At 37.7% G+C, this 25,357-nt stretch carries 39 protein-coding genes; 20 read left to right on the top strand and 19 right to left on the bottom strand.

Translation table 11 applies throughout. From position 1 onward, the window contains the following. Positions 1-2: 2 nt before the first annotated feature. Together eutC and ACZ5QH_RS14830 are read left to right on the top strand one after the other, a co-directional pair. The gene (gene eutC, locus ACZ5QH_RS14835) at positions 3-818 is read left to right on the top strand and encodes an ethanolamine ammonia-lyase subunit EutC (RefSeq protein ID WP_303577205.1); all 816 of its coding nucleotides are present in this window, start codon (positions 3-5) and stop codon (positions 816-818) included. Between the two features lie 470 nt (positions 819-1,288). Next, positions 1,289-2,158, top strand: coding sequence for a metal-dependent hydrolase (locus tag ACZ5QH_RS14830; RefSeq protein ID WP_239045323.1), 870 nt, complete (start codon positions 1,289-1,291; stop codon positions 2,156-2,158). A gap of 169 nt (positions 2,159-2,327) precedes the next feature. On the opposite strand, the gene ACZ5QH_RS14825 is transcribed toward ACZ5QH_RS14830, so the two are convergent. From ACZ5QH_RS14825 to ACZ5QH_RS14735, 19 genes are all read right to left on the bottom strand, one after another. Continuing rightward, on the bottom strand, positions 2,328-3,074 hold the full coding sequence (locus tag ACZ5QH_RS14825; RefSeq protein WP_303577206.1) for a hypothetical protein: 747 nt from the start codon (positions 3,072-3,074) through the stop codon (positions 2,328-2,330). Between the two features lie 157 nt (positions 3,075-3,231). After that, positions 3,232-3,591, bottom strand: coding sequence for a cupin domain-containing protein (locus ACZ5QH_RS14820; protein ID WP_303577207.1), 360 nt, complete (start codon positions 3,589-3,591; stop codon positions 3,232-3,234). A 76-nt stretch (positions 3,592-3,667) separates the two neighbouring features. Continuing rightward, on the bottom strand, positions 3,668-4,216 hold the full coding sequence (gene folE, locus ACZ5QH_RS14815; RefSeq protein WP_171064926.1) for a GTP cyclohydrolase I FolE: 549 nt from the start codon (positions 4,214-4,216) through the stop codon (positions 3,668-3,670). 126 nt (positions 4,217-4,342) lie between these two features. Continuing rightward, the gene (locus ACZ5QH_RS14810; RefSeq protein WP_034611770.1) at positions 4,343-5,044 is read right to left on the bottom strand and encodes a Smr/MutS family protein; all 702 of its coding nucleotides are present in this window, start codon (positions 5,042-5,044) and stop codon (positions 4,343-4,345) included. 192 nt (positions 5,045-5,236) lie between these two features. Then, on the bottom strand, positions 5,237-6,043 hold the full coding sequence (trpC, locus tag ACZ5QH_RS14805) for an indole-3-glycerol phosphate synthase TrpC (RefSeq protein WP_303577208.1): 807 nt from the start codon (positions 6,041-6,043) through the stop codon (positions 5,237-5,239). A gap of 18 nt (positions 6,044-6,061) precedes the next feature. Further along, the gene (trpD, locus tag ACZ5QH_RS14800; protein WP_303577209.1) at positions 6,062-7,108 is read right to left on the bottom strand and encodes an anthranilate phosphoribosyltransferase; all 1,047 of its coding nucleotides are present in this window, start codon (positions 7,106-7,108) and stop codon (positions 6,062-6,064) included. 18 nt (positions 7,109-7,126) lie between these two features. Continuing rightward, positions 7,127-7,711, bottom strand: coding sequence for an anthranilate synthase component II (locus tag ACZ5QH_RS14795; protein ID WP_105714109.1), 585 nt, complete (start codon positions 7,709-7,711; stop codon positions 7,127-7,129). Between the two features lie 113 nt (positions 7,712-7,824). Beyond that, the gene (locus ACZ5QH_RS14790; protein WP_262773012.1) at positions 7,825-8,091 is read right to left on the bottom strand and encodes a hypothetical protein; all 267 of its coding nucleotides are present in this window, start codon (positions 8,089-8,091) and stop codon (positions 7,825-7,827) included. Positions 8,092-8,100: 9 nt separating this feature from the next. Then, the gene (locus ACZ5QH_RS14785; RefSeq protein WP_303577210.1) at positions 8,101-8,364 is read right to left on the bottom strand and encodes a hypothetical protein; all 264 of its coding nucleotides are present in this window, start codon (positions 8,362-8,364) and stop codon (positions 8,101-8,103) included. Further along, positions 8,364-8,963 carry an HNH endonuclease signature motif containing protein gene (locus ACZ5QH_RS14780; protein ID WP_303577211.1) on the bottom strand — a complete coding sequence of 200 codons (600 nt, stop codon included), beginning with the start codon at positions 8,961-8,963 and terminating at the stop codon, positions 8,364-8,366. The genes ACZ5QH_RS14785 and ACZ5QH_RS14780 overlap by 1 nt, the downstream gene beginning before the upstream one ends. A gap of 1 nt (position 8,964) precedes the next feature. Beyond that, positions 8,965-9,204 carry a hypothetical protein gene (locus ACZ5QH_RS14775; RefSeq protein WP_303577212.1) on the bottom strand — a complete coding sequence of 80 codons (240 nt, stop codon included), beginning with the start codon at positions 9,202-9,204 and terminating at the stop codon, positions 8,965-8,967. Positions 9,205-9,255: 51 nt separating this feature from the next. Beyond that, positions 9,256-9,531 carry a response regulator gene (locus tag ACZ5QH_RS14770; protein ID WP_419761926.1) on the bottom strand — a complete coding sequence of 92 codons (276 nt, stop codon included), beginning with the start codon at positions 9,529-9,531 and terminating at the stop codon, positions 9,256-9,258. Positions 9,532-9,557: 26 nt separating this feature from the next. After that, on the bottom strand, positions 9,558-10,616 hold the full coding sequence (locus ACZ5QH_RS14765; protein ID WP_303577213.1) for a hypothetical protein: 1,059 nt from the start codon (positions 10,614-10,616) through the stop codon (positions 9,558-9,560). Then, positions 10,616-11,302 (bottom strand): 3'-5' exonuclease, encoded by a 687-nt coding sequence (locus ACZ5QH_RS14760; RefSeq protein ID WP_303577214.1) that lies wholly within the window; start codon positions 11,300-11,302, stop codon positions 10,616-10,618. The genes ACZ5QH_RS14765 and ACZ5QH_RS14760 overlap by 1 nt, the downstream gene beginning before the upstream one ends. Then, complete coding sequence (locus tag ACZ5QH_RS14755) at positions 11,299-12,417, bottom strand: ATP-binding protein (RefSeq protein ID WP_303577215.1); 1,119 nt, start codon at positions 12,415-12,417, stop codon at positions 11,299-11,301. The genes ACZ5QH_RS14760 and ACZ5QH_RS14755 overlap by 4 nt, the downstream gene beginning before the upstream one ends. 12 nt (positions 12,418-12,429) lie before the next feature. Next, positions 12,430-12,738 (bottom strand): hypothetical protein, encoded by a 309-nt coding sequence (locus ACZ5QH_RS14750; RefSeq protein WP_303577216.1) that lies wholly within the window; start codon positions 12,736-12,738, stop codon positions 12,430-12,432. Then, the gene (locus ACZ5QH_RS14745) at positions 12,738-13,205 is read right to left on the bottom strand and encodes a hypothetical protein (protein WP_303577217.1); all 468 of its coding nucleotides are present in this window, start codon (positions 13,203-13,205) and stop codon (positions 12,738-12,740) included. The genes ACZ5QH_RS14750 and ACZ5QH_RS14745 overlap by 1 nt, the downstream gene beginning before the upstream one ends. Positions 13,206-13,409: 204 nt before the next feature. Then, a complete protein-coding gene (locus ACZ5QH_RS14740) occupies positions 13,410-13,715 on the bottom strand; it encodes a hypothetical protein (RefSeq protein ID WP_244015442.1) in 306 nt (101 codons plus the stop codon). Between the two features lie 95 nt (positions 13,716-13,810). Then, a complete protein-coding gene (locus ACZ5QH_RS14735; protein WP_234623920.1) occupies positions 13,811-14,569 on the bottom strand; it encodes a LexA family transcriptional regulator in 759 nt (252 codons plus the stop codon). A gap of 116 nt (positions 14,570-14,685) precedes the next feature. Here ACZ5QH_RS14735 and ACZ5QH_RS14730 point away from each other — a divergent pair, with 116 nt between their 5' ends. From ACZ5QH_RS14730 to terL, 18 genes are all read left to right on the top strand, one after another. After that, positions 14,686-14,874, top strand: coding sequence for a Cro/CI family transcriptional regulator (locus tag ACZ5QH_RS14730; RefSeq protein WP_234623921.1), 189 nt, complete (start codon positions 14,686-14,688; stop codon positions 14,872-14,874). 69 nt (positions 14,875-14,943) lie between these two features. Beyond that, entirely contained in the window at positions 14,944-15,441 is a 498-nt protein-coding gene (locus ACZ5QH_RS14725; RefSeq protein WP_244015443.1) for a phage regulatory CII family protein, read from the top strand. 47 nt (positions 15,442-15,488) lie between these two features. Then, positions 15,489-15,953: a hypothetical protein gene (locus ACZ5QH_RS14720; RefSeq protein ID WP_464016713.1), complete on the top strand. Its 465-nt coding sequence runs from the start codon at positions 15,489-15,491 to the stop codon at positions 15,951-15,953. Continuing rightward, a complete protein-coding gene (locus ACZ5QH_RS14715) occupies positions 15,950-16,258 on the top strand; it encodes a hypothetical protein (protein WP_303577219.1) in 309 nt (102 codons plus the stop codon). The genes ACZ5QH_RS14720 and ACZ5QH_RS14715 overlap by 4 nt, the downstream gene beginning before the upstream one ends. Further along, positions 16,255-17,112: a phosphoadenosine phosphosulfate reductase domain-containing protein gene (locus ACZ5QH_RS14710; protein ID WP_303577220.1), complete on the top strand. Its 858-nt coding sequence runs from the start codon at positions 16,255-16,257 to the stop codon at positions 17,110-17,112. The genes ACZ5QH_RS14715 and ACZ5QH_RS14710 overlap by 4 nt, the downstream gene beginning before the upstream one ends. Further along, positions 17,109-18,053: a helix-turn-helix domain-containing protein gene (locus ACZ5QH_RS14705; protein WP_303577221.1), complete on the top strand. Its 945-nt coding sequence runs from the start codon at positions 17,109-17,111 to the stop codon at positions 18,051-18,053. Before ACZ5QH_RS14710 ends, ACZ5QH_RS14705 begins: the two co-directional genes overlap by 4 nt. Further along, the gene (locus ACZ5QH_RS14700; RefSeq protein ID WP_303577222.1) at positions 18,054-18,455 is read left to right on the top strand and encodes a DUF559 domain-containing protein; all 402 of its coding nucleotides are present in this window, start codon (positions 18,054-18,056) and stop codon (positions 18,453-18,455) included. A gap of 4 nt (positions 18,456-18,459) precedes the next feature. Further along, the gene (locus ACZ5QH_RS14695) at positions 18,460-18,975 is read left to right on the top strand and encodes a hypothetical protein (RefSeq protein WP_303577223.1); all 516 of its coding nucleotides are present in this window, start codon (positions 18,460-18,462) and stop codon (positions 18,973-18,975) included. A 160-nt stretch (positions 18,976-19,135) separates the two neighbouring features. Further along, positions 19,136-19,396: a hypothetical protein gene (locus tag ACZ5QH_RS14690; RefSeq protein WP_303577224.1), complete on the top strand. Its 261-nt coding sequence runs from the start codon at positions 19,136-19,138 to the stop codon at positions 19,394-19,396. A gap of 98 nt (positions 19,397-19,494) precedes the next feature. Then, positions 19,495-19,668 (top strand): hypothetical protein, encoded by a 174-nt coding sequence (locus ACZ5QH_RS14685; RefSeq protein ID WP_303577225.1) that lies wholly within the window; start codon positions 19,495-19,497, stop codon positions 19,666-19,668. Between the two features lie 233 nt (positions 19,669-19,901). Next, the gene (locus ACZ5QH_RS14680; RefSeq protein ID WP_303577226.1) at positions 19,902-20,513 is read left to right on the top strand and encodes a hypothetical protein; all 612 of its coding nucleotides are present in this window, start codon (positions 19,902-19,904) and stop codon (positions 20,511-20,513) included. Positions 20,514-20,530: 17 nt separating this feature from the next. Then, positions 20,531-21,631: an XRE family transcriptional regulator gene (locus tag ACZ5QH_RS14675; protein WP_303577227.1), complete on the top strand. Its 1,101-nt coding sequence runs from the start codon at positions 20,531-20,533 to the stop codon at positions 21,629-21,631. 113 nt (positions 21,632-21,744) lie between these two features. After that, complete coding sequence (locus tag ACZ5QH_RS14670) at positions 21,745-21,972, top strand: YodC family protein (RefSeq protein WP_303577228.1); 228 nt, start codon at positions 21,745-21,747, stop codon at positions 21,970-21,972. Beyond that, on the top strand, positions 21,962-22,228 hold the full coding sequence (locus ACZ5QH_RS14665) for a DUF6953 family protein (protein ID WP_303577229.1): 267 nt from the start codon (positions 21,962-21,964) through the stop codon (positions 22,226-22,228). The genes ACZ5QH_RS14670 and ACZ5QH_RS14665 overlap by 11 nt, the downstream gene beginning before the upstream one ends. A 43-nt stretch (positions 22,229-22,271) precedes the next feature. Continuing rightward, a complete protein-coding gene (locus tag ACZ5QH_RS14660; protein ID WP_303577230.1) occupies positions 22,272-22,709 on the top strand; it encodes a hypothetical protein in 438 nt (145 codons plus the stop codon). Continuing rightward, on the top strand, positions 22,669-23,310 hold the full coding sequence (locus ACZ5QH_RS14655; RefSeq protein WP_303577231.1) for a putative metallopeptidase: 642 nt from the start codon (positions 22,669-22,671) through the stop codon (positions 23,308-23,310). Before ACZ5QH_RS14660 ends, ACZ5QH_RS14655 begins: the two co-directional genes overlap by 41 nt. Before the next feature lie 58 nt (positions 23,311-23,368). Continuing rightward, a complete protein-coding gene (locus tag ACZ5QH_RS14650; RefSeq protein WP_234623931.1) occupies positions 23,369-23,845 on the top strand; it encodes a DUF2280 domain-containing protein in 477 nt (158 codons plus the stop codon). Then, positions 23,823-25,349, top strand: coding sequence for a phage terminase large subunit (terL, locus tag ACZ5QH_RS14645; protein WP_303577232.1), 1,527 nt, complete (start codon positions 23,823-23,825; stop codon positions 25,347-25,349). The genes ACZ5QH_RS14650 and terL overlap by 23 nt, the downstream gene beginning before the upstream one ends. The last annotated feature ends 8 nt before the right edge of the window (positions 25,350-25,357 follow it).

The following is a 25,357-nucleotide window of genomic DNA, read 5'->3' as shown; positions in this document are numbered from 1 at the left end:
CCATGAAGCTCTCAAAACTTGAAACTTTTCCAAATGGTTTTCATGAAGATCCTTGGCATAAGTTAAAACAATATACTGATGCCCGAATTGCGATGGGAAGAGTAGGATGTAGCATTCCAACTCAGGAATTGCTTAAGTTTCAACTCTCGCATGCACAGGCCAAAGATGCTGTTTTTCACCAATTAGATACTGAAAATATGCAAGCTCGGCTTAGAGATTTAAAATTTGAAAGTCTCATTGTGGAAAGTAAAGCAACCGACAAAGAAGTATATTTAAAGCGCCCTGATTTGGGCCGTGAGTTATCGGAACAGGCTCAAACTCAACTCACGACTTATGTGCAACAGCACCCACAGCAATATGATGTATGTATCGTGGTTGGTGATGGCTTATCTGCACGTGCAATCGAAGAGAATGCCATTGCCTATATCGATTCCTTACGTGAACATATTGATGCTGAGGGCTGGAAACTGGCGCCGATTGTGCTTGCAACTGGGAGTCGTGTGGCATTAGGCGATGAAGTGGCACAAAGTTTTAATGCACCCTTATTGATTATGTTGATTGGCGAACGGCCTGGTCTAAGCTCACCTGACAGTATGGGGGTGTATTACACTTGGAAAGCGCGAAAAGGCAGTATGGATTCAAGCCGGAATTGTATTTCCAATGTACGACCTGCAGGGCTGAGTATTCAAATTGCCACACAACGTTTAATGGCGTTGATGCGAAATTCATTTGAATTACAACTTTCAGGGGTCGATTTAAAAGATGACCACGTTGTTCCATTACAAAGCGATGAGCATCCTAAAAAATTATTATTCTAACGGCTAAATTTTTATATCTTGAACAAAGCAGTGCCTTGATGTTTAAGGCACTGCTTTGTAAATACTTGAGTATTTGTTCAAGTTTAAGTGTTGTGATAACCTTTAAGTTTAAAAAATAAATCAAAAAACTAAGTGTACTTCTCTTAAATATCCTACATTTAATTCCAGTCATTGCTCAGCGTTTTTATTGAATATGTTTGATGCGGCATTTCAGCAAAGTCTATTTTGAACTGAAAAAGACATTTGGACGATCCACTTTTTACACAGTTTAGATCATGCTGTTGATGGTATCGCAAACATATATCGACATACTTCGAGAGACTTATTCGATCAAAATATCATGAAATAGAGATGCAATGACATGTAAATGAGTCGAAATGACCTATGGAATTATACCCAGTTAAGTAAAATTCTAATAAGCGCACCAGCTAAATTAAAAAAATGATAATCAGCCAGAGGCAGGATCAACCATGGGCATTTTAAAAAAATTTATTAAATCGAGTGTGTATCATGAGCCATTACCTATTCGCCGTGATGTCAGATTTAATTTACCCGCAGAGCGAATCGCAGATTGGCATACCGCCGCAGGTCCAATTTTTACCGCATTGCTAAATACGTTTTCTATTGTCTTGCCTATTGGCGAACGCTTCTTTATTGATGCTGTAAGGGCACATCGTGATTTAGTCCAAGACCCAGAATTACAAAAAGCGGTGACGGCTTTTATTGGTCAAGAAGCAATGCATGGACGTGAGCATGAAGAATATAACCAAGCCTTATTTGCACGCTCACCGATTGCACCAAAATTTGAAGCTTTGGTTTTAGAGATTTTTGGTCTGCTTAAACAGCATTTACCTGCATATTTTTGGCTCAGTGGAACAATTGCATTAGAACATTTTACCGCTTTATTGGCAGATTCTGTATTACGGACACCTGAGTTATTTGAAGGGGCTGAAGAACATTATGCCAATATCTGGCGTTGGCATGCTTTTGAAGAAACAGAACATAAAGCTGTGGCTTTTGATGTATGGAATACTGCAATGGGGCATGGTCCTTATGCCTATGCTGTTCGTAGTTTTGGATTGGTGATCGCAACGATTGTGTTCTGGGGCTTAGTGATTCCTGTATTCTTGACCATTGTTAAAGGAGAAGGCAAGTTAAGCGATTTATCCAGTTGGAAAAAGACCTATCATTATACCTTTGGCGGCATTGGTGTATTGAGAAAGCAATTGGGAAATTATATTGATTATTTCCGTCCAAACTTCCATCCGTGGGACCATGAGAATCGTCAATACATGCAACAAATGGAACAATTGATTTATCAATTGGCTGAAAAAAAATAATCAAATATCATATTTAAATGATTGGCTGTGTGTTGTGATATATTGCACAGCACATGATTTTGAACAGCTTATCGAGCAGTTCATCATGGTGATTTGCTCGACTAGCTTTAAATCTGTATGAATTAGAAAAAACTTGAGAAAAAGGATTCAGCTCAATCATTGATACAAACTATTTAAATAATTTGCCTGCTTGAGAAAGGATCTTTTTGCCTTTTTGAGTGACTTCTAATGTGACATCTGGTGTTTCACTTGCACCTAAAACATTACGATAAACCACATATTGATATGTACCACTGTTAAAAATGTAGTGATGATTGCCGCCTGAACCATCCATTTCAACACGACCTTGATTTAAAATCAGATCAGGTTTTGTCGCTTGCGACTGTTTTGTTCCCCAAGATGCATAACGGTATTTACCATTGGGCATAGCATCTATACGCACTTGAAATTTGGCGGTTTTAAACTGTAATTCAGGTGTTTTAAAATTTTTAACTGATGAATGTAATTGATTTTTCTGTTGTGAAATCAATTGCGCTTTATATTTTTGTTCAGCATCACTACTGTAGTTGATGGCTTTAATTTTATGACCATCTAACCATATTGTGCCGCCATTGAGCATCACACCACGCCAACCCATGCTTTCCCATTGTGATGGTTTTGAGTTGGCGATCTCTTGAATAAGTTGAGTATCAAACACTTGGTTAAAGCGTTGTTTCATCTGGGGTGCATTGGCAATACTTGGGATGGGTTCTTCACGATGTAAGGGATAGGTAATATTGTTTGAAATCGCGGTGATATTTTTATTTTTAAATAATTTAATGACACTTTGCACATCTTTTAATTCGTTGGCATTTAGATTGTCGGCAAAGGCGCTAGTGGCAGTTAACGCTGAAATCAAGATCAGTAAATTTTTCATTTAAAATATGGTATAAGGCTGAGATAATTTAAATCATATAGTTTTAAGTGGACAATAAGCGAATGTTTTACAAATATAAGCTATAGGAAAGCAAAAAATATAAAAAAGCTTATATTTGAACGCGCTGATCATCAAAAAAATCACAAGTTTTACTGACTCAAACTTCAACCACAACAAAATATTTTTTAACTGCTTCAAGCACTTCAAATGTACCGATAAATGAAGGTGGGATAATTCCTGCTTCACCAGCTTTAATTTCTACAAATGATGATGTGTTTTTATCATGCAAACGTACAGTACCTTCAATCACCTGAAAAAATTCCTGTTTATTGTCTGCAAATTGAATATCCCATGCACCGACCTCGCATTGCCAAATACCACAATTCATATTGGGATGTTCATACAAACTTTGCGTGAGTCGTTTTGGATTTCCTTTAACCAATCGCTCTGCACGTGGATAATCGATAGTGGTTTCACTGTGCGTTAAACCATGACCTGCCAACCAAATTAAAGACATTGTAAAACCCTATCGTAAAATAAAGCCTCAATAAAATGAGGCTTTGATATTTATATTGCTTGCTGAATGATTAGTCTTAATGTGCTTCAGGCACTGCAGATAGAAACTCACGACGTGCTTCTTTATCTGTTTTAAAATCACCCACAAATGATACAGTACGTGTGGTCGATTCTTGTTTGCTGACACCACGCATCATCATACACATATGTGCTGAATCAATCACCACCGCAACACCACGTGCTTGGGTAACTTCAGCCACTGCATCTGCGATTTGTTTGGTCAACTGTTCTTGAATCTGTAAACGGCGAGCAAACATTTCTGTGATACGGGCAAATTTAGACAGTCCTAAAACATTACCAGAAGGGAGATAGGCAATATGTACACGACCATGAAAAGGCAATAAATGATGCTCACATAACGAATAAAATTCGATATTCTTTACCAAGACCATTTCATCATTATCAGAAGGGAAGACCGCATTATTGGTCACTTCTTCCAGCGTTTTGCTATAGCCAGACGTCAAGTACGAAAAAGCTTTAGCCGCACGCATAGGCGTATCTTTCAGACCAGGACGGTCTAAGTCCTCGCCAACGGCAGTTAAAATATTCGCGTAGGATTGCTGCATAGACATAAAACGTGTTCACTTATACGGTTTGAACAAGGACGGCATTGTATCAGAAAAATGAATAATATTTTCTAATTACAAGATAAACCGACACTTAAGAGAGTTTTGATCATTTAAAACAAATGATCATGGATTTCCATTTGATTTTGGATTTCTTTCAGCACGTTTCAGTAAAACCAAAACTGCGCCTGTGCCACCTTGTTTTTCAGGAGCACTGACAAAAGCTAAAACATCACGATGTTGACGAAGCCAGCCATTCACATAAGTTTTGAGTATGGCTTCTGGACCTTTGCCATGGACAATTTTAATGACATTTTGGTTTTCATCTTTTGCCATTTGAATGATTTGCAATACAGCAGAGCGTGCTTCTTCAACAGTACAACCATGTAAATCAACAGCTTCAAACCAGCGTAGATTACCAGCTTTTAAGTCTTCAAAAACTTTATGTTGTAGTGTTGCGATGCGATAGCTTAAAGCCGCCTGACTTGCAACAGGATTTAAAATTGCTTGAGTATCTGACAATTCTGCATCATTAATTTCAAATGCACCTTCAGCCGCCGCGCGTTTGGCAAGGGTTTTTGCATCTGGTTTTTTGCGCAAATCACTACGCTCGATTTTGGCAATATTGCCGTTATCGAGTTTGGTTACACCGCCGAGTGCGGTTTTAAACAAATCAGCATCATCTAACTCTTCAGGTGCTGTTACTTGTGCATTCTTACTTTCAGGTTGCACTGCAACTTTTGAAGAATGCGGAGGAGTGATTTGTTTTTTGAATTGTTTTAATAAATCAAGCTGTGATTTAGAGAATGTGGAATCAGATTTACTCATAATTGCAAAAAACAGTAAATGGACGGTATTAGGCGCTCAGTATAGTCTGAATTTTGTCAAATTTGAACTGAATTGAATTCACACAGTTATATCTGCGTTGATCGTGACTTGAATGTTGGGAGTTGAAAAATTTATAGGGGTGCTTGGGGAAATATGAAAACAGGGTGAGCGAACTCACCCTTTGACTTTTAATTACACTGTTTCAGGCAGACCAAACAACGCATTAAATGCATGATCAGGGCGTGGTTGCTTCATAAAGCTTTCACCCACAAGGAACGAATGAATATCGTGTTCTTGCATCATGCGCACATCATCTGGTGTTGCAATACCACTTTCAGTGATCAGTAAACGTGAAGGTGGAAGTAACTTCTTCAAACGCAATGAGGTATTTAAATCGACATCAAAGGTTTTTAAATTACGGTTATTCACACCCAGTAAACAACGCTCTGAAAGTTGCAATGCACGTTCCAGTTCAGCTTCATCATGAACTTCAACCAAAACATCAAGGTTCTGCTCAAATGCGGTCTTTGACATTTCTTCAAGTTGTTGATCTGACAAACAAGCCACAATCAATAAAATACAGTCGGCATGTAAAGCACGCGCTTCGATAACGCCGTATGGATTAATCAAAAAATCTTTACGTAGCGCAGGTAATTCACAGTGACTACGTGCAATCTGAATATTTTCATCAGCACCTTGAAAGAAATCTAAATCTGTTAAAACAGATAAGCAGGCTGCACCGGCTTGCTGGTATTGTTGAGCAATTTCAGCAGGGTTAAAGTTTTCACGAATCACCCCTTTTGATGGCGAGGCTTTTTTAATTTCAGCAATTACACCTGGGCGTTTGCGGTATAAAGATTTTGCAAAACCACGCACAGGCGTTGCAGCTTGGGCAAGCGCTTCAACATCGTTTAAACTACGTTGTTTTAAACGTTGAGCAAATTCTTCGTATTTACGATCAACAATTTTACCCAACATTGTATTGGCAATATCCACCATGATAACGTCCTCTAATCCTTAAGCTTCATATTCTTTGAGTGTTTTGGTAAATTCAGACAAAATGCCCATTTTTTCTAAAGCTTGCCCACCATAGATAATATCATGTGCTAAAGCGACACCTTGTTTATAACTCTTGGTCAGACCTGAAACATAGATACCAGCACCTGCATTTAATGCCAGCATACTGGCTGCTTTTTCACCTTTTGCTGATTTCTTCTTACCAAGTGCATCTTTGATTAATGCTAAGCTCTCAGCAGCACTATCAACAGAAAGACCAGTTAAGGTTTGAGATTCAATATCTACATCTTCTGGTTGAATCATCCATTCCGTGATTTCACCATTTTTTAATTCAGCAACATAAGTCGAGGAAGCCAAACTGATTTCATCTAAGCCATCTTTAGAATGAACCACCATGACGTGTTCAGCCCCCAGTTGTTTTAAAACTTCGGCCAGTGGACGACACAATTCTGTTGAAAATACACCAATCACATAGCGACTTACCCCAGCCGGATTCGTAAGCGGGCCAAGGAGATTAAAAATACTACGGAAGCCCAATTCTTTACGAGGACCAGCCGCATATTTCATTGCTTTGTGATGATTTGGGGCAAATAAGAAGCCAACCCCCATTTCACGGATGCATCGTTCTGTCTGGTGCATATTTAAATCAAGGTTAATCCCGGCCTGTTCTAAAAGATCAGACGAGCCTGATTTAGAAGAAACACCACGATTTCCATGTTTTGCAATGGTTGCACCTGCTGCCGCAATAACAAATGAAGAGGCAGTAGAGACGTTAAATAGGTTTTGTCCATCACCACCCGTGCCAACAATATCAATTAAATGGGGGATATCCCCCACATCAATTTTAATTGCAAACTCACGCATTACACGTGCGGCAGCGGTGATTTCGTCAATACTTTCACCTTTTAAACGAAGTCCCATCATAAATGCACCAATTTGGGCATCTGTGGCTTCACCACGCATGATGGTACGCATCACTTCTTCCATTTGAGGTTGAGTGAGTTCGATATTTTTAGTGATGTTATTTAAAGCTTGTTGAATATTCATTATCTTGTACTACGCATATTAAGCATAAATTTCTAAAAAGTTTTTAAAGATCTGATGACCATGTTGACTCAGAATGGATTCTGGATGGAACTGCACGCCTTCAATTGGCAATGTCTTATGTTTGACACCCATAATTTCTTCGATAGAACCATCTGGTTCATTGGTCCAGCAAGTAACTTCCAGACATTCAGGCACACTGGCTTGATCAATCACGAGTGAATGATAACGTGTTGCTGAAAATGGAGAAGGTAAGTTGCTGAAGATCCCTTGGTCACTATGATACATGTCGGATAAACGACCATGCATCACCGTTTTGGCACGCACAATTTCACCGCCAAAAGCCTGACCAATTGCTTGGTGACCTAGGCATACACCGAGTGTTGGAATTTTTCCTGCAAAATGCTGAATTGCAGGGATAGAGATTCCTGCTTCAGAGGGTGAGCAAGGACCAGGACCAATCACTAAGTACTTTGGTTGCCATCGTTCGATATCCTCTAAGGTCACGGCATCATTGCGAACAACTTTAACGTCTTGGTTTAACTCGCCAAAATATTGGACAATGTTATACGTAAAGCTATCGTAATTATCGATCATTAGAAGCATATCAAACTTAACCTTCTGAATTTTAAAACTAATTTTAAACTAGTGCTAAATCGTACTCAATTCTGTACTCAATGTGCTTAAGGTAACTTATTATTGGATATTAAAAAGCCACCTTAATTGGTGGCTATATTAGCACTGTTTGTCGTATCTTTTACAATGGTTTGAACATAACTCAAGAACCAATAACTCTTTCGGCCATCCTTAAAAGGGCGGGTAATAAAACCCTCCCTAATTTTACGGTCTAATGTTTCAGGTTCTATATTTAGCATGTGAGCGAATTCGGCTCGCCCAATTCTACGTTCTTCTTTTTGGTTTACCAGTTGCTCCACAAGATTGGTTAGATGCTGAAGAGACTCTGATTCAATTTTTAGTGCACCCATTTCATCACCTCAACAAGTTTTCTTTCTAGAGCGTTTAATATCATTAGCCATAGAAAGAGTAGACTTTATAATTAACCTTTCAGCTTGATTAACATTATCAAGACTGTTCATATAACTAGCGATCGCATTACCAGCTATGCAAAATCCAAATTCAATTGCCATTTGTGGATCTGTCTTTTTTAGATGCTCAAACATAGGTCCAATCATTTGCTGGAACAGTTGTTCTGCAACTTCAGCAGATGTTCCTTCAAGTTTTAAACTTGCTATATCCATTACTTCACCTGCTTATGTAGTTGATGTTTCATATTTTTGATCTTAGCCATTAATAGGCAGGATTCATTGCTATCTGGTGTAGCCAATTCATGATAGCTTTGACTATATCTAACCATTTCGGCCTTGCTCATTAGAATCAAATTTTCAATTCGACAATCTGTTTTATCCTGGTTCTTAAAGGCCACTACATAGCCTTCAGGAATAAGGCCTTTTTCCTTTTCCCAAACTATTCTATGTTTTAATTCAAATACGCTTGGCTCAGATGTTTTAACCAGAACATAACCATCTTTAGAGCAAATTCTTTCATAGCCGATGGGCTTAGCATTCCAAGTTGGCCGACCTTTTTTAAAACTTGTTTTGTTAGCTTTAGTAAGGCCTTTTGTACCAGTATTCCAAGGCTTTAAACCTTTCTCGAAACAACCGGTTCTACCTGTGCTCCATTTTTTTCTTGTACAAAGGGATTTGATTTGATCAACAGTGAAAGATGTACCGAATAGGGCATTAGTCTTCTCAGTTAACTCTTTTCGCCCCAAGATACAATTTGATTTAATAAAATCCAATTGAGCTTGGGTATATTTAATAGCAGTACCTTTACTCATTTTATACCTCAAGATTGCCTGTTGAAATTTCAGGGGTTGCTTGATTTGGGTTTAAACCCTTGTATTGGGCAACTAACTTAACAGCATCTAATTGCGTATTATGTGCTTTAATAATTTCAGCACTTATAACCTGCATCGTTTCTGAACGCTTAACTTCAGCTTCAAGTTGATCTTTATCTGCATTCGCAAGGCGATCCAGTTGATCAAACAAGTGTTTATTTAAATCTTTTAAAGTACTCATCACCAACTCCCGATCTCAATTAAAATAGGCCCATAAATTGCAATCGCAATTTCAAGCAGCAAAAGTGATATTTCCATTTTTATCTGCCTCTGCTACCAAAAAGTCAGGTGATGCTATGTGACCTTCAAATTCCTGACCCAATTCGAATGCCGCTGGATTTCCATTTAAGCCATCCGTAACCAAAACATAGTGATATTTCTTTTTGATTCCACGGTCGCTAGTGCGCGCCGTGAAACCTTTAAATTTTAGTTTTTTAACTTCATAGCCAAGCTTCTCTAACCAAATTTGAAAAGCTCTTAAGTTTTTGGTTTTAACTACTGTTTTCAATTTTTAGCTTCCCAAGGTATGTCAGTTTACATCATGAGGTCTGATCGCCGTTGACTTACATAGCTTGTTAAGCGTTCCTGAATTAATGGATCACATTCACTTATTTCATCTTCAAGTTTTGTAAGTTCAATCAAAGTTTTTGCTTCTTGAATCCTTACCATTAATGATGATTGCGATTTTTCTGGTGGGTTAAATTCAGCTAAACGTTTGTGAATTGCATCCATAGCGGGCTTGCGCTCATCCTCAGTCCAATGCAAGGTATATTTATAAAGAGCGTTGGCTTCTTTAGGAGTTTTGACTATCTTTAATCGCTCTAATAACTCATCAAGTACTGATTGATAAGGATGTAACGCAGGTGACTTGTCTTCAGCAATTAATGAATCTTCACTAATTGTGACGTTTTCTTGAGAAACAATTGTAATGCCTTGAGTGAATTCACGTAATTTGCTTTCTTTGGCCATCGTAATTTCGAGCAGTTGTTCAGGTGCAAAACCTACTTTATTAACGTTCAACAAAGTGCTTTCAACTTCAACTGCATTCGTACAAGCACGTAAACCATCCAAATAAAGTTGCAGTTCAGTTTCAGCGGTGATGGCAGGTTTTGATGCAATTACCTGAAGCGATTCTTGTTGAATAAGCTTTTTAGTATTTCTAGCTTTTTTAGGCTTTTCGCTGAAACCGTCTTTGATCTCAATTTCAGCGATCATGTTGCCAAAAGTTTTACCAAACGCCTGCAGCTGTAATTTCGCATTTTCTTCATCTAATTGAGCAAATCCATTTGCAATGCTTAAACAAATATCGCCATGCTCAAAGTCGTATTTAGTACGCAGAATACAGGTAGGCATGACAATAAAGATTTCTTGTCCAGATTCTAGATCGTGCGGCTGAACGGGTTTAGTAAATTGAATATCTGCCAAAGTTACATATTCGCGCTTAATGCAGAATTCATGATCATTTGTAAAAAAAACGGTAGCAGGGAATTGATTTAGCTCATCAAAATCAAGTAATCCACCGATATGACGACATAAAACTGTTTTACCTGACTGCAAAGCAGAAATTGCTTCAACACCATTAAAAGTATGCATTATTTTTGTCCTTTTAAAGCTTTGATTAAGTAGGGATCTAATTCGGGTTGTTTGAGTAGCCAGTCGATATATGAATCTGGTAACTCATCAATGAGTTCACCTTTGTGTTTTCCGAAAGTAATACGTTTAGGGATACGAGCAATTTCAGACATTTGATAAAGTGAATTCATGTCTTTAATTGCAAGCTTTTCAACGATTGCTTGTAAAACCACTCCAGTAAAATAAATATCCCAGCGAGCGTTATGTGCATTTCGTAAATGTTTACGTGCTTTTTCTAAATCAGCACTCATAACGTGGTAATACATAGCTGTAAGGTTATGAGTTTCTAATTCATCCCAAACCATTCGAGCCAAAGCCAATGTACAAATACCTTTAACACTAATTGATGGATCACAAAGCTTAGTTGCTTTAATGTCGTAATCAATATTGTGGCCAATCAAGTACTCTGTATTCTCTGGTAAGCGAAATACTTCAAAACTTGGTTTTCCTGTGATATCAATTTCCAAAATATGGTGAGTGGCCATGGAACCTAATTCGATAGGCTCAGGGCAAGAAAAGTATTCATCAAAAGCTAATTTTTGATAAATTTCCAACACCCCCTGCTCAAATGAGCAGGGTACATATGCAATTTCAATTGGATAGCCATTTAAGCTATTGGTTTCAGTATCTAAAATTAATGTGCTCATGCAGACATACTCGTTTTAGCCATTTGATCGATTTCAGCTTTAACGGCTTCCAGTTTGCTTACTTCAATTTGAGTGAGTGCATCTAAGCCAAAATGCTCACAGATATCTTTAATATCTAAACCACGTTCAGATATAAATGTTTGAAGCTCATCGCGTTGTGTATCTGAAATGATTGAAGGTAAAACTTCCAGCTCCAGCCATTTTTTCTTTTCTTTGTTGTAGGTTAGGCCTATTTGATACGCAAAATGCTTCATACATTCCCACATATCTTTAAAGAATGGGTGTTGCTGGTCCAAACCCTCTAAAAGTACATTAAATTCAGAAGGGTACTGTGCCTCACTACAAGATTTCTGCCATTGCTCCCATTCCATTTGAAGCTTCATGGTTTGTTGTTGTTCAGGTGTTAAGGTATTTAGATGATCTTTAGTCGCTTGAATAAGATTAGCCATAAATTGAGAATTTTCAGGTTTACGTAAATCAGGAACAATTACATTCCCCAAATTCCCCGAATCCTTTGTATGAAAGCCTTCACCACCTTTGAACTTAAGAACTCTATTGGAATTACCACGGCTATCCGTTTCCTCTGCCAAGTAAGCCATAGCATCAGCAAGCCTATAAATTTCTTGACGGTTCTTGCCGCCTAGATCAGGTCTTACGAGTGTTAAAGTGTCGTTTTTATCCTCAGTTGCATGTGCAATAAAAACTACATCTTTGCCAAAACCAATGAGTTTATTTACAAACAAGCTAAACATGTTGTTTGCTACACCCTGAACATTTAGCTTTAAAGAACCATCGCTTTTAGTGTTTTTATTGTTATTTGCAAGGTGTGATTTAATTAAATCAAGCACACGACCTATGGTGTCAAATACCACTGTATTGTATGGTGCCAAATCTGCCTCAGTAATATTTGCAATATCCATCCAGCTTTCAGCAACAACAACATCACCGCGACGATTTGCACCAGTACGATAAGCACCTTTATCTGCATCAATAACTAAAGGTTTATTTGCAGTCATACCAAGTGTTGTTTTGTACATACCTGGATCACCATAGAAGTAAACCTTGATTGCATTTACTACTATAGGTTGAGCTGGTGTAATAATATTTAGAGCCATGATATTAACCCCTTAATTATATTTAGCATTGTTGTGAGCAATGCGTTGATTTACGGAATATGGAGTGCGCTTAAAGCAAGGTTTGTTGAATAATTCAGCTTTAGCTTTAAGTTTTTGGAATTTGCGCTCACGTTCAAAATTAAGGCTAATCCAAGGTTTCTCTAAGTGCTCTGCGAATTCGATAAGGTACAAATAGCCTGATTTACTAACCCGGTAAATTTCACCGTTTTTCTGAATATATTCAGATGAATAAATACGCATGCGAAATTCGCCGTTTTCATCACTTATGAATTCTGATTTTTTAGGAGTAGATGTATTCATTATTCAGCCTCAACTAAACGGTTACGTTCGATGTATCCAACAATCATTTGATTGATATTTCTGTGATCGTTGTAATCAGTGAAGTCGTTCCAGTCTTTACCGTTCACATCAGTGATTTTTTCAACAGCTAAATTGGTAATATCTACTGCAGTAAATTCCGAACCATGAACACCGTAGCTATCTTGATGAGATTCAAAATCAAAGCTGACTAAAACTAGGAAGCTATCAAGTTTGACGACAGCTTTACCTGAAGTTTCAGAAGTTAGTTTTAAAGCATCAATGTTGTAGGTAGACGGGGAGATATTTGGTATTGCTGCTGGTGGCTTATATTCAGGGGCTTTCTGGTCATATGTAAGACCGATAACACCCACAATGACTAAACCACTGATTGCAGCGACTTTGATAAAACCCATAGGAAGTACACGATGTGTAACAATGGGATTGATTGAATTTGGTTTTGTGTTCATAATTCACCTGTTGTAAGGAAAAGCGCATTTGATTTCGAGGTCTGTGCGCTTTTTTGTTATTTAGTAAAGTAAGCATACTTAACATGTAAGGCTAAGTAAAGTGCAATTAACAAATATATTGTAAAGTGGGTTTAATTTTATTTTTTAATGGACAAAAGAAAACCCACACAGGGTGGGTTAGTAGTTTTTAATGCTGAACGTAAGTTAATGTGTGTCAGAGTATTTTTCTAAAAACTCATCTATCCATCCTTGTGCCACATCAATATTGGTTATATCAATTAACTTTAAGTTGGTTTCTTCTGCTTCATTAAAGCCTTCTATGATGGCTTCAAAGATATTTGCTTCAGTAATAACCTCAAGTGCAATTTCAGCAGGATCATAGCTTTGCTTAGCTTTTTTGAGAGAAGCTATTTGTTTATCAATTCCTGCACCAATCTTTGCTAAGGCCAATTTGAAATCCTGGCGATTTATTGTTAGCGCTGTTTTAGACTTGTTTAGTGTTGCGATCATAATATTCTCTTTTCTTAAAAAATTTTAATTACTTATCTCACAATAACTGGCGACTTATAATCATTTAACTTTTAGTTAATTTCACACACGACCAATCAGATTTCACCATCATACGTATGGGAAACATACTTCCCAATAACACTAATATGCTCTAGTTGATCTGGTTCAACGATCTCACGCTGATATTGCGGGTTATCGCTATCAATAATTAGTGCACCATCAAATCGACGAGAAAGTCTTTTAATCTTTAATTCATTTCCATATCGAATTGCATAAACTTTTCCAGATTGAATTTGCTCCAGTGTATTGATAGATTTATCGAGCATCACAACACTACCACTGGGTATTCTTGGTTCCATGCTGTCACCATCTGTATCTACAGTTATTAAGTTTTTAGGGGATACTTTTTTCTTGTGTACCCAACTTAATAAATGGGCAGACCCCATATCCCTTTGACTTGGCTCATAAGCAGCCAAATGACCATTACCTGCTGAAAATTTCACTTCAACATGGGGAATAATTACATAAACATTTGGATCTAAGTCATCGGGGGACTCCCAAGCAACAACAGGTACACCTTCATTCTGCTGTGTATTTTCGGAACTAGAACTTTCAACATCCTCTAACATTTTTGAGCTCAATCCATTTAACCATCTATGGTTTACACCCAAAAATTTAGCCGCTTTCTCAGCATTATCTTGTCCAAGTGTTTGGACATTCTTGTCAATCCATTCAGAAACAGCTGGTCTGCTCACACCACAATAATCCGCTAAATGGGCCTTAACGAATCTTTTACCTTTAGATTCTTCATAGTGCTTTATAGCTAAAGCAAATCTTTCCTGAAGGGTGCTCATAGTAACTCTACCTTACAAAGTAAAGCTAGCTTAACTTTTCTATAATTAAGTGTGCTTGATAATTTAAATAAAGTGTGGTTAACTTTGCTTAACATTTTATTTGTTTGGATTATGATATGGAAGTAATCATCAAAACCGCAGATGCCATTGCTGCATATGCAGACGCTGCAAATCTTGCTCGATGTCTTGGTGTATCTAGAGCTGCAATCAGCCAATGGGGTGAATACGTTCCTGAAATTTCTGCTCGAGGTCTTTTGATTCTTAAACCAGATATTCCTCATGTTGTAAACAAGCCTATTTCTTAGAATTGGATCGTTGAAGTATCAATTTTTAACTATCAAAAATAAACGTGAATAAATACAAAGGATTCACATATGGAAATTAATTTAAGCCGAGAAGCCCAAAACGCAATTTGGCAAATGATAAGTAATACGCCGGGTTTTACGCCTAAAGATATTGCTCAGGTGCTAGGGGATTCACATAACACTATTTGCAATTATGCAAATATCAATATGCCGAACCATTTACCCAGTATCAAAAAGTTGGAAGCAATTCTTTATTACACGCAAAACCCAGCCTTATTAAAAATTTGGGCCCATGAGCTTGGCTTTGCATTGGTCCCAGTGACTTGTGACCGCAGCAAGCATCATGAGTTGTCGATCTTTGAGGCAATGATGCAGCACAACATTAAGTCAGGAAAGACTAATAAAGCTGTCTATGAAGCATATGAGGATGGTGTTGTAACACCTCAAGAATATGAAGAGATCCATCAATTGACATTGCATCTAATTGAATTGGCGACTGCTGTAGATCAAGCAGCTTTAAAACAAATGAAGAAGTACACATCAGGTTCTGAAATAGAAAAAGCCTGATATGCGAGATCAGGCTTTTAGTAATTCAAATACTTGCGGAGATGAATATGAATGCAAATTTACCACAACACCCATGCGCTAACAAGTGCACAGAATTTAAAGGCGAGCAGTGTAAGACTTGCTTGGTGCAGGAAAACGCAACGCAAAGGTTTATTGATTGCGGTTCAACCGACTTATACAAAGGAGGTGAGATCAAGGAGCCAAAAATGTGCCTAGATTGCTATGCCTCAATGATTGGATTTACAAGGACCAGTAAAGGATTTGTTGAGTCCGATGAAACTGAGTTTCTACCATGTGATGTTGTGGTTCTCACAAAGCCACACTACACGATAGATTCAGAGGAATTATTCAGTGTTGAAGAATTTCACTCAAATCTTGATATGTACGAAATTAAGTCTAAAAGTTGTTTGTTGCATGTTTTTGCAAATGAAATTCGCACAGCATCAATTGCAGAAATCCAAGCCAACCGCCGTTTAACTGAGGCTGAACAAGCACTCGCGGAGGTTTCATGACTACAAATCAACACTTCCAAAAGGCACCTGAACATAAACAGATCCAATGGACTCAATCATGGTTTGAGCCGGCATTGAATTCGCTAGAGGGGATTTTAAATGTTCGTCGTGCAAATTTACGAAAGATTAAGCGTGATGAATCAAATGCTGCAGTAACACGGGATGAGTTCATAGAGGTCTTAACGATAGAACACCGTATAACCATTTATCAAGCCGGTGAAATTATCTCAAGTTTATTGCGAGCAGGAAAAATTTTTATGTTTGGTCGATTCATTTGGATGAATGAAAAGGTTGGTGATAAATGATACCCCCCATGATCATTGATGATATTTGGCTAAATCCTGCTTTATTTGTTATTAACCATAGTGGTGGCAAAGATAGTCAGGCCATGATGATTAAACTACTGGAGTTTGTTCCTGCTGAGCAGATTCTTGTAGTTCATGCCAGTTTGGGTTTTATGGAGTGGCCAGGTGCTTTGGAGGTTGCCAGAGATCAAGCTGCTGCAGCTGGCGTACCTTTTATTGTGGCCAAGTCTAATAAATCATTTCTCGATATGGTTCTCAAGCGTTATACAGAACGTCCAGAGGTTCCATCTTTTCCATCACCTAAATACCGTCAATGCACCAGTGATTTAAAGCGTGGTCCAATTACGCGTGAAGTGCGCCGTTATGCAAAAGAAAATGGATTTACGCGCATAGTTAATTGCATGGGGTTACGCGCTGAAGAATCAAATAACAGAGCGAGGCAGGAAATATACAAGCCCACACTGGAGAATGGTAAAGCGGGACGTGCCTGGTTTAACTATTTGCCAATCCATGAATTAAAAATCAATGAGGTTTTCGGAACGATTCAAGATGCTGGCCAACAACCTCATTGGGCTTATCAGGAGAATGATCGCTTGAGTTGTATTACATGCATCATGGCCAGCGCTGAAGATCTTATTCATGGTGCACGAAAAAATCCAAAAGTTTACGCATTAATGTGCCTGGTTGAAAAAATCACTAAATATTCACTTCATGCCAGTATGCGGCCCTTGCCAAATTTAACTGGTATTAATCCTGATTATTCACTCTTAGGTGAATACCAGGATCTCGTTTCAAAATTTTGTAATACGCGCTCGAGCAGAAAACGTATTCCTATGCAGGAGGTTTTAGCATGAGTTTAGATGCAACAAACTGGGCTTGGCGAGCCGAGTTATACGAAAAAAAGGGCGGTTGTCGTATTCCTTATAAGCGCCTTGTTTTGTTGTCTTTAGCGGATCGTGCTGGAGAAGATCATTGTGCATTTCCAAGCATGAAAAGGCTTGAAAAAGACACTGGGATTGAGCGTAAAACTGTACTTAAAATAATCGCTGAGCTGATTGATGATGGTTTTATTTTAGATACTGGCGATCGTAAAGGCGTCACAAAACAAGTTAAGGTTTATAAATTAAGAGGAATAAATGGACGCGAAACAGTTCCGATAGTGGGACAGTTAAATGATGAAAATCCAGCTAAAACAGTCCCAATAACGGAACAGTCCCAAAAACGGAACAGTTCCAATAATGGGACCCGTAACAGTCCCAATAACGGGATGCCTAACAGTCCCAATAACGGGACACAGAATCTCCCAATAGAATCTCCCATTGAATCTAAAAATAAAAAAGGGTGGCTTTGTTTTAATAAACTTCGTTTGGAATTAGATCAAGCCGATTCATCTGTGGTACCAAAAGAAATTATCGAAGCAAGTTGGTTTGAACGCGAAAAGAAAACGTTCGAATTATTCAATGCTGGAAATAATCTTTGTGATGACTTGATGATTTACCACTTTGCAGACTGGCTTTTAAAAAATCGCCATAAATACGGAATTAAATTTAAATCTGAGAAAATTAATTTAGATCCTGATTTCCTAGTTTTTGCATCACCAAATCAGATGTACATGTTTGCAAACAAACTTGCTCGCCATCCAGAAGTTATCAGCAAGTACAGCACTGCAGGTGAATCATATGAGAATCTTGCTGGTCGCATAGCTGCAAAGCTCGCTGATCCATCTGAACGCCAGAATTGGAAATCATATCTTGCTGACGTTGGATTTAAAACCAAGAGCAGAGGTGCAGCGTAAGTGGAAAGTATCTCAATCGCTGAATATAAAAAGAGATACGCGCCTAAAGTTAAACGTAAATCAAAGCGCTGTAATTCATTAAAAAAAGAACGTGTTGTAAGTGATGGTGAAGCAACATTAATTCAGCATTTGAGAGCTTATGGAATCGAATTTAAACAGGAGTATCAGTTCAATGAGAATCGAAGATGGAGAGCTGATTTTCATATTACTGGTACCAAGATTTTAATTGAGGTTGAGGGTGGTATCTGGAGCAATGGCAGACATACAAGGGGGAAAGGTTATATATCGGATATGGAGAAATATAACTCAGCTCAGGAACTGGGTTATTTAGTGTTCAGATATAGCACTGAACAGGTGAAAAGCGGCAAGGCGATTGAAGAAATTAGACGGTTGAAAGGGTGATTATATGAATGCAGCAATTACAATTATGCAGGCAACAGATTGGAAAAAGTACAGCTTTGAGGAATGGTGTCGCCAGTTAGGGGCTTGGATAAATGGCGATAATGAAACAATGGTCCGAATTGTAAAAACAATGCCAACAAAACGAATTACTCAAAAGCAGAAAGAAGCTTTACTAGCAATGTATATGAAAGATGAAAGTTTTATTGATCGTTTATGTGTTCAACGCAAAGGGGTTTGTTGCGAGTTAAATAGTAATGAAGCACGTGCAATTCATAAATTGTTTTTAGATTTTCAAATGATAGAAGATGAGGTAGTTCAGGATTGGTTATCATCTATTTGGTCACATTATGTTATGGGTAATTCTATTCGTGACATAGCAAAAAGCAATGAAACATATATCGCTCAAGTACAACAAGACATTAAATGCGGATTAGCTTTTATAAAATCACGATATCCACACTTTATAATTGAAAAATTTATTAAAGTTAAAAATCAAATTAAGGATATTGAATCCACTTGACTGAATATACAGGGTATGGCATATTTGTGATATCTTGGCGAATTTGTATAACACCGCCGTCTAAAACCTCGCATTGCGGGGTTTTTTAATTTTCATAGATTGAAAAATACAAAATTGATATTATATAAAAATAACTTAAGTTATTTATAGAGGGTAAAATATGTCAATTATGCCAGCTTCTGAAGCTACAAAAATCTCAAATTCATCTCAAAATGGTTCTATGGACAAGCTTAAAAATGCTTTATTGAATCAGTTGAAAATGAGAACTGAGATTGGGGAGAAAAGTGCTGCTGAGTATATTCCGAAAGGTATTACCCCTTATGAAATTCAAGTGTTAAGTGATGAATTCGAACAAGCTGGATATAAAATTAAGTTAACCCATCTTGGGGATCAAACAATTTTCTCTATCTCCTGGGGTTAAGGTAATAGATTAAAGCTCACTATTCAGTGAGCTTTTTACGTTTTAGACCAATCAATAAAAAATAGGTGCTACACTCCTATCGATAAATAGGAAAACATATGAATATTTGTATCGGTGGTGAACAGAATGGTCAAGTTGTAGAGAAAAGCCCGAACGATTACTTTCAACAGTCAATTGTAATTGGTGAAAATACATATAAATTTTGGTTTTCAGATAAAGTAAGTTTTCATGATGCGTTTGTCGAAGCTGAGAAGCTGGCTAGGCAGGGATGAAATAAAGGGCGCTTAGGCGTCATTTTATTACCTAGTCTTTGGTCACGGTTTTACAATCACTATATTATCTATGATTTAAAAGGTTAATTCACTTTAAAGTACAGTAGAATCTTGGTTAAAGAAGCTTTGGTTGACAAATCTTTAAATTAGCAATAAAAATTAGTTGACAGAAATTAAAATTAGCAATAAATTGGATTTAACCCAACATTTCACTATTTATTGCGGATTTTATTATGGAATGGCGTCATCCCTCTTGTTTTGAACCACAATTAACTGATGAGGTTATAAGCTTCTTCGCCAAATATATGTTAGATATTTATCGTGAAATAAATTATTTATTGAGTGAAAAATATGATTCAAATTATGGACGTGGAACAAGTATCTTCGACAGGACCTATAATTGCTTTTTGGATATGATCGTAAATAAACAATGCCCAGTAGATGTTCATTTGGTTAATGGTTCATATAAACTAATATTCCAGATTGGCAATGCTACTATAAGGTTTGTAAAAGATGATTTTGAGAAGCCGAAAAAGAAAAAATTCCTTATTCAACAATTGCAAAGCTTGAGTTTATTCCCTTTAGATGATCTTCAGCCTCATTTTTGGCGGTTTATATTAAATGAGCCAAAAACATTAGATGATGAACCTTTAGTTGTATTTGCAGGTTATAACTTAGCAAATGAAGTAGTTGCTTATTGGGATTCTAGTAGTATTACTGATATCAACCATATTCATTTAGTTGAACCTGAAACTCCAAATTCTGTGGAATTAGGTTCACCATTGGTAGAAGATCCAGAAATGGATAAAGATGATGACGATGATTCTGAAGCTGTAAACAACTAATTGTAAGATGACTAGCCATGACAACTGAGTTTAATGGCTTGGAACTAAAGCTTCTAAGACAATTCAATGAATTAACTTTAGATGACTTAGGTAACAAGCTGGATTATACACGTCAATATCTTCATAAAGTTGAAACTGGGCAAACCATACCCAACGATCAATTTGTTGAAAAAGTGGCAAATTATTTTAATGTGCCACATTCTTTTTTTATGCAGATAAAGTCTGTTTTACAGGAAGATCAAATTCATTTTAGAAGTAATCGTACTGCCAAAGTTTCTTTTAAACAGATTGTTATTGCTAGAGGTGAGTACACAAAACGGCTGACTGAGTATCTGGACTCAAAATTAAGATTACCAAAGTATGATATTTATAGTTCAGAAAATGAGCTGATTACTCAAGATCCTGCAATTGAGTCTATTGCTGAGCAATGTCGTGGGAAATGGGGTTTAGGTTTGGGACCAATTAGTAGCATGGTTCGTCTATGCGAAACGCATGGTATTATTGTGACTACTTTTCCTTCAGTATCTAAGGAAGTGGATGCATTATCCTTAGCAACAAAACGTCCAGTATTTGTACGAAATGAAGCCAAGGAGAGTATATGTCGTCAGCGTTTTGATTTGGCGCACGAGCTTGGTCATTTAGTACTTCATGATGGTATTGTAACTGGTGATAGACTGACTGAATCTCAAGCTAATCATTTTGCTTCTGCCTTATTGATTCCTCAAGTTATGATGCGGACACATTTTTCAACTTGGTATAAAAATGGACGATTTAACTGGTCTAAGTTGAGTGAATTTAAGCAAACATGGAAAGTCAGCAAAGCGGCTATTTTATATAGAGCTAAGCAATTAGGCTTATTGACTCCTGAACAATATACAAGTGGAGTGATTTACCTAAAAAAAACTGGTGAGGGTATTAATGAAAAAGAGGATCATCTGATTCCAAAGGAGAAGCCAGAGCTACTTCAAGCTTGCTTTAATATGCTCGCAAAAAAGAAAATTTTCGCTGAGGATGTTGCTGCGGCTTTGGATGTAAATGTTAGTTTTCTAGAAAACTTAGTTGGTATGAATATTCCACGAAAACCAAGAATATTAACAATTGTAGAAGAAACCACCTGAGGGTGGTTTTTTTAATTAATTAACTTTTGTCGATCTTTGAAAATTAGGGCACTTGAATATTTTTCATTCATCCCAAAATATTAATTTCATTACTATTACTTTAGGAAAATAATATGAGTGAAGGATTAGTGCCAAAATATCAGATAGGTGATATTGTTAAATTGAGTGCTGGTGGTCCTGAAATGGCTATAAAAGAAACACATCCAGGGTATCCAAGTAGTAATAGGTTTTTTGGAACATACAGATGCCAGTGGTTTGCAGGTAAAAAATTAGATAGTGGCGAATTTCCTGAGGATAGCCTGATTTTGATTCGTAAGAAAGGCGAAGAAAGTGCAACTTAGCGATATTATTAATTGGATGCTTACAAATCTAGAAAAAGATAGTTGTTTATATCAAGATGATGTAGTGGATTATCTTGTTAAAAATAATCAAATGGATTTTCTAAAAGAAAATGCTGATGGTAATTTAGTACTGAAATTAAACGTTAATAGTGGATTCAAGAAAAAGACTGAAGAAAATGTTGTCTGGGTTAAACCTGACCGCTACTGGCGTTTTAGAGTACTTGAAGATGAACCTGGGCGTGAAGCTAGGGGTTGAAATTAAAGCTGCCATATGGTGGCTTTTTTAATGGGTGCTATTTATGGAAATTAACCAATACACCAACTTAACTAGAAAGCAGCCAATTAAATCAAAACCAAGAACAAGACCACTACCTAAGGCAAAAGAAGCTTATTTAGAAGCAGAAGAAACATTGTTTCAAGAGTTGGAAGTAAGCCTAATAGGCTATCGTAGAAAATTTCAGTTTGAATCAACTAGAAATTGGCGGTTTGATTTTTATATTGTGAAGCTAAATCTTCTTATTGAAATTGTAGGAAGTCCTTGGTCGGTTGGCCGTGGCGGTAAAAAGATAGCAAATGCATTTAGCAAATATGATTTAGCTGAAGATATTGGCTACAAGATTGAGCGGTTTCATCCTGATTCTATTTTTTCGGGTCATGTAATTGATTGGATTAAAGGTCAACTGGAGAGTTTAGATAATGGAACAGATCAGACCATTTCCTCCGACAGAACTGATTGATCAAGCTGAGGAAGAAGAAGCGATACGCTTGGCACCTGCAGCAGATCTAAAAGAATGGGTGGTAAGCAACTTTCTTACGCTTGGCGGTGCACTTCATAATCCCGACCATGACCACATAGCAGAGCTATTACACGACGATGAAACTTTTTTAGCTTTCGCTTGGGCGTCATCTGCCGCCGTAGCTAAAAAACGGATGGTGTTAGGCCAGTGTGAAAAGGTGATGTTTAACCAGGGGGGATGGCGCAAAGCTCGGCAAGAGCAGCAAATGCGCGACTGGTTTGGATTTGTTCCTGTTTATCTAATTACAGTAGATGCCAGTTTTTGTGATCGTGCGAACGATCGTGAATTCTGTGCTTTGATTGAGCATGAGCTTTACCATATTGGTGTAGAACGTGATGAGGATGGGGAAATCCTTTACAGCGATCATACAGGCTTACCGAAGCACTATTTAGCAGGTCATGATGTAGAGGAATTTATCGGGGTGGTCAAACGCTGGGGAGCAAGCGAAAGCGTCAAGCGAATGATTGAGGTCGCTAAAAACCCGCCGTTTGTATCAGATTTAAATATTTCCAAGTGCTGCGGAACATGTCTAATTAATTGAGCCTTAGGGCTCTTTTTTTTGTCATGTTTCCTTGACGTACCTTGACGGATAGAGAGAAATGGCAATATTAAATAAAAAGCAAAAACTCTTTATCGTACGGTCACTTGCACAGTTTAATACTCCTCAAGAAACTGTAGTGCTTGTCAAGGAAGAGTTTAATGTAGATGTGACTAGGCAACAGGTTGAAACTTATGACCCAACTAAACGCGCTGGCAAGGATCTTAGTGCTGAATTTAAGGGTGAATTTGAAGCTACACGAATAGAATTCTTAGACACACCACAAAACATTCCTATAGCAAATCTGTCTGTGCGACTTCAACGGTTAGAGAATCAATATCAGAAGCATTCTAAGAATCGAGTAGCAGCTTTAAATATTCTCAAGCAAGCTGCTGAAGATATAGGTGGTAAATACACCAATAAACAGGAAATAACCGGTGCAGGCGGTGGACCACTTCAAAGTGAAAATTCAACCTATGTAACTGCCACAAAAGAGCAAGTAAGGCAGGTTATGGATGAACTCGAAAGTAAATACTAGCTTACTGGAAATGCAGATAGAACAAGAACGTTGCGAAAAGGAGCATTTGTTCTTTACACGCCGTTTTTTTCTACCTCGTATGGGGTTTAAATTTTCAGTCAATTGGCATCATGAGTACATTGCCGACAAAATTGATGAAGTGATAACAGGAAAGGTTAAAAACCTAGTTATTAATGTTCCCCCTGGTAGTGGTAAGACTGAGCTTTTAACCAATCTTATTGCACGCGGTATTGCTCGTAATGCTCGGTCAAGATTTTTATATTTGTCATATTCTCAATCATTGGTTGAGGATGTTTCAGCAACTGCACGAAATATTGTTAAGTCAGAAGATTTTCAAAACTTATGGCCAGTGAAAATCTCCACCAGTACGGATGCAAAATCAAGCTGGAAAACTACTGTTGATGGTTACGATGCAGGGCATGTTTATTCTGCATCAATGGGTGGACAGGTTACAGGTCGTCGTGCCGGTACTTTAGCGAATGATGGTTTTACCGGGGCAATTATTCTTGATGACCCGTTAAAGCCTGAGGATGCTTTTAGCCAAACGGCTAGACGGAAAGCGAACCGTAAAATTCTAAATACGGTCAATTCACGTAAAGCACGTTCTGATACACCAATCATATTGATCATGCAGCGACTGCACGTTGAAGATCCAACAAACTTTGTGATGACGGGTAATGTTCCTGGTGAATGGGAACAGATCAGCATACCTGCATTGATTGACGATGATTACATTAATCAGTTGCCTGAAAACATTCAGCGGAAAATCCCGCGTGATGTTGAACGAGATGAATTAGGCCGTCAAAGTTATTGGCCATTGAAAGAATCATTGCAATCTCTGTTGCAGTTAGAGAAGGGTGGCCAAGATAAGGATGGAGCCACTGTCTCCCGTTACACATTTGCAAGTCAATATCAGCAAGCACCTAAAAAGCTTGGTGGAGATTTGGTTAAAGCTGAATGGTTTGGACGTTATCTAAAATTACCTGTTTTGAAATGGCGGGCAATATGGGTTGATACAGCTCAAAAGACCAAAGAGCATAATGATTATTCTGTATTTTTGTGCGGAGGTCTTGGGCATGATGGCAAGCTTTATATCATCGATGTAAAGCGAGGCAAATGGGAAGCGCCGGAGCTGATCAAGGAAGCCAAATTATTTATCAATAAGCATAAAGAATCCAATACAGAAATTGGCAAGCTTCGATATATGGCCATTGAGGATAAAGCCTCTGGTACAACGCTGATCCAAACAATCTCAAGACAAACAACATTGCCTATCCGAGCCATTCAACGAAGCATAGATAAACTTACACGTACAATGGATGTAGTGTTTTATGTAGAGGATGGCATGGTGATGTTGCCAGCATCTGCGCCGTGGCTATTGAACTATGTAGAAGAGATAGAAGGATTAACTGCTGATATGACACATGATCATGATGACCAGTGGGATCCTACCATTGATGCGATTAATGACACTGTTGCAAGTAAGCCAACTGTATTTGATTAGGAAAAATT

The organism is Acinetobacter sp. Ac8, assembly GCF_055392545.1.
This window is presented reverse-complemented; position numbering and strand designations above follow the sequence as displayed.

Excerpts from the sequence above, each read along its gene's own strand:
- eutC (WP_303577205.1), top strand. The coding sequence starts at position 3 with ATGAAGCTCTCAAAACTTGAAACTTTTCCAAATGGTTTTCATGAAGAT.
- ACZ5QH_RS14830 (WP_239045323.1), top strand. The coding sequence starts at position 1,289 with ATGGGCATTTTAAAAAAATTTATTAAATCGAGTGTGTATCATGAGCCA.
- ACZ5QH_RS14825 (WP_303577206.1), bottom strand. The coding sequence starts at position 3,074 with ATGAAAAATTTACTGATCTTGATTTCAGCGTTAACTGCCACTAGCGCC.
- ACZ5QH_RS14820 (WP_303577207.1), bottom strand. The coding sequence starts at position 3,591 with ATGTCTTTAATTTGGTTGGCAGGTCATGGTTTAACGCACAGTGAAACC.
- folE (WP_171064926.1), bottom strand. The coding sequence starts at position 4,216 with ATGCAGCAATCCTACGCGAATATTTTAACTGCCGTTGGCGAGGACTTA.
- ACZ5QH_RS14810 (WP_034611770.1), bottom strand. The coding sequence starts at position 5,044 with ATGAGTAAATCTGATTCCACATTCTCTAAATCACAGCTTGATTTATTA.
- trpC (WP_303577208.1), bottom strand. The coding sequence starts at position 6,043 with ATGGTGGATATTGCCAATACAATGTTGGGTAAAATTGTTGATCGTAAA.
- trpD (WP_303577209.1), bottom strand. The coding sequence starts at position 7,108 with ATGAATATTCAACAAGCTTTAAATAACATCACTAAAAATATCGAACTC.
- ACZ5QH_RS14795 (WP_105714109.1), bottom strand. The coding sequence starts at position 7,711 with ATGCTTCTAATGATCGATAATTACGATAGCTTTACGTATAACATTGTC.
- ACZ5QH_RS14790 (WP_262773012.1), bottom strand. The coding sequence starts at position 8,091 with ATGGGTGCACTAAAAATTGAATCAGAGTCTCTTCAGCATCTAACCAAT.
- ACZ5QH_RS14785 (WP_303577210.1), bottom strand. The coding sequence starts at position 8,364 with ATGGATATAGCAAGTTTAAAACTTGAAGGAACATCTGCTGAAGTTGCA.
- ACZ5QH_RS14780 (WP_303577211.1), bottom strand. The coding sequence starts at position 8,963 with ATGAGTAAAGGTACTGCTATTAAATATACCCAAGCTCAATTGGATTTT.
- ACZ5QH_RS14775 (WP_303577212.1), bottom strand. The coding sequence starts at position 9,204 with ATGAGTACTTTAAAAGATTTAAATAAACACTTGTTTGATCAACTGGAT.
- ACZ5QH_RS14765 (WP_303577213.1), bottom strand. The coding sequence starts at position 10,616 with ATGCATACTTTTAATGGTGTTGAAGCAATTTCTGCTTTGCAGTCAGGT.
- ACZ5QH_RS14760 (WP_303577214.1), bottom strand. The coding sequence starts at position 11,302 with ATGAGCACATTAATTTTAGATACTGAAACCAATAGCTTAAATGGCTAT.
- ACZ5QH_RS14755 (WP_303577215.1), bottom strand. The coding sequence starts at position 12,417 with ATGGCTCTAAATATTATTACACCAGCTCAACCTATAGTAGTAAATGCA.
- ACZ5QH_RS14750 (WP_303577216.1), bottom strand. The coding sequence starts at position 12,738 with ATGAATACATCTACTCCTAAAAAATCAGAATTCATAAGTGATGAAAAC.
- ACZ5QH_RS14745 (WP_303577217.1), bottom strand. The coding sequence starts at position 13,205 with ATGAACACAAAACCAAATTCAATCAATCCCATTGTTACACATCGTGTA.
- ACZ5QH_RS14740 (WP_244015442.1), bottom strand. The coding sequence starts at position 13,715 with ATGATCGCAACACTAAACAAGTCTAAAACAGCGCTAACAATAAATCGC.
- ACZ5QH_RS14735 (WP_234623920.1), bottom strand. The coding sequence starts at position 14,569 with ATGAGCACCCTTCAGGAAAGATTTGCTTTAGCTATAAAGCACTATGAA.
- ACZ5QH_RS14730 (WP_234623921.1), top strand. The coding sequence starts at position 14,686 with ATGGAAGTAATCATCAAAACCGCAGATGCCATTGCTGCATATGCAGAC.
- ACZ5QH_RS14725 (WP_244015443.1), top strand. The coding sequence starts at position 14,944 with ATGGAAATTAATTTAAGCCGAGAAGCCCAAAACGCAATTTGGCAAATG.
- ACZ5QH_RS14720 (WP_464016713.1), top strand. The coding sequence starts at position 15,489 with ATGAATGCAAATTTACCACAACACCCATGCGCTAACAAGTGCACAGAA.
- ACZ5QH_RS14715 (WP_303577219.1), top strand. The coding sequence starts at position 15,950 with ATGACTACAAATCAACACTTCCAAAAGGCACCTGAACATAAACAGATC.
- ACZ5QH_RS14710 (WP_303577220.1), top strand. The coding sequence starts at position 16,255 with ATGATACCCCCCATGATCATTGATGATATTTGGCTAAATCCTGCTTTA.
- ACZ5QH_RS14705 (WP_303577221.1), top strand. The coding sequence starts at position 17,109 with ATGAGTTTAGATGCAACAAACTGGGCTTGGCGAGCCGAGTTATACGAA.
- ACZ5QH_RS14695 (WP_303577223.1), top strand. The coding sequence starts at position 18,460 with ATGAATGCAGCAATTACAATTATGCAGGCAACAGATTGGAAAAAGTAC.
- ACZ5QH_RS14690 (WP_303577224.1), top strand. The coding sequence starts at position 19,136 with ATGTCAATTATGCCAGCTTCTGAAGCTACAAAAATCTCAAATTCATCT.
- ACZ5QH_RS14685 (WP_303577225.1), top strand. The coding sequence starts at position 19,495 with ATGAATATTTGTATCGGTGGTGAACAGAATGGTCAAGTTGTAGAGAAA.
- ACZ5QH_RS14680 (WP_303577226.1), top strand. The coding sequence starts at position 19,902 with ATGGAATGGCGTCATCCCTCTTGTTTTGAACCACAATTAACTGATGAG.
- ACZ5QH_RS14675 (WP_303577227.1), top strand. The coding sequence starts at position 20,531 with ATGACAACTGAGTTTAATGGCTTGGAACTAAAGCTTCTAAGACAATTC.
- ACZ5QH_RS14670 (WP_303577228.1), top strand. The coding sequence starts at position 21,745 with ATGAGTGAAGGATTAGTGCCAAAATATCAGATAGGTGATATTGTTAAA.
- ACZ5QH_RS14660 (WP_303577230.1), top strand. The coding sequence starts at position 22,272 with ATGGAAATTAACCAATACACCAACTTAACTAGAAAGCAGCCAATTAAA.
- ACZ5QH_RS14655 (WP_303577231.1), top strand. The coding sequence starts at position 22,669 with ATGGAACAGATCAGACCATTTCCTCCGACAGAACTGATTGATCAAGCT.
- ACZ5QH_RS14650 (WP_234623931.1), top strand. The coding sequence starts at position 23,369 with ATGGCAATATTAAATAAAAAGCAAAAACTCTTTATCGTACGGTCACTT.
- terL (WP_303577232.1), top strand. The coding sequence starts at position 23,823 with ATGAACTCGAAAGTAAATACTAGCTTACTGGAAATGCAGATAGAACAA.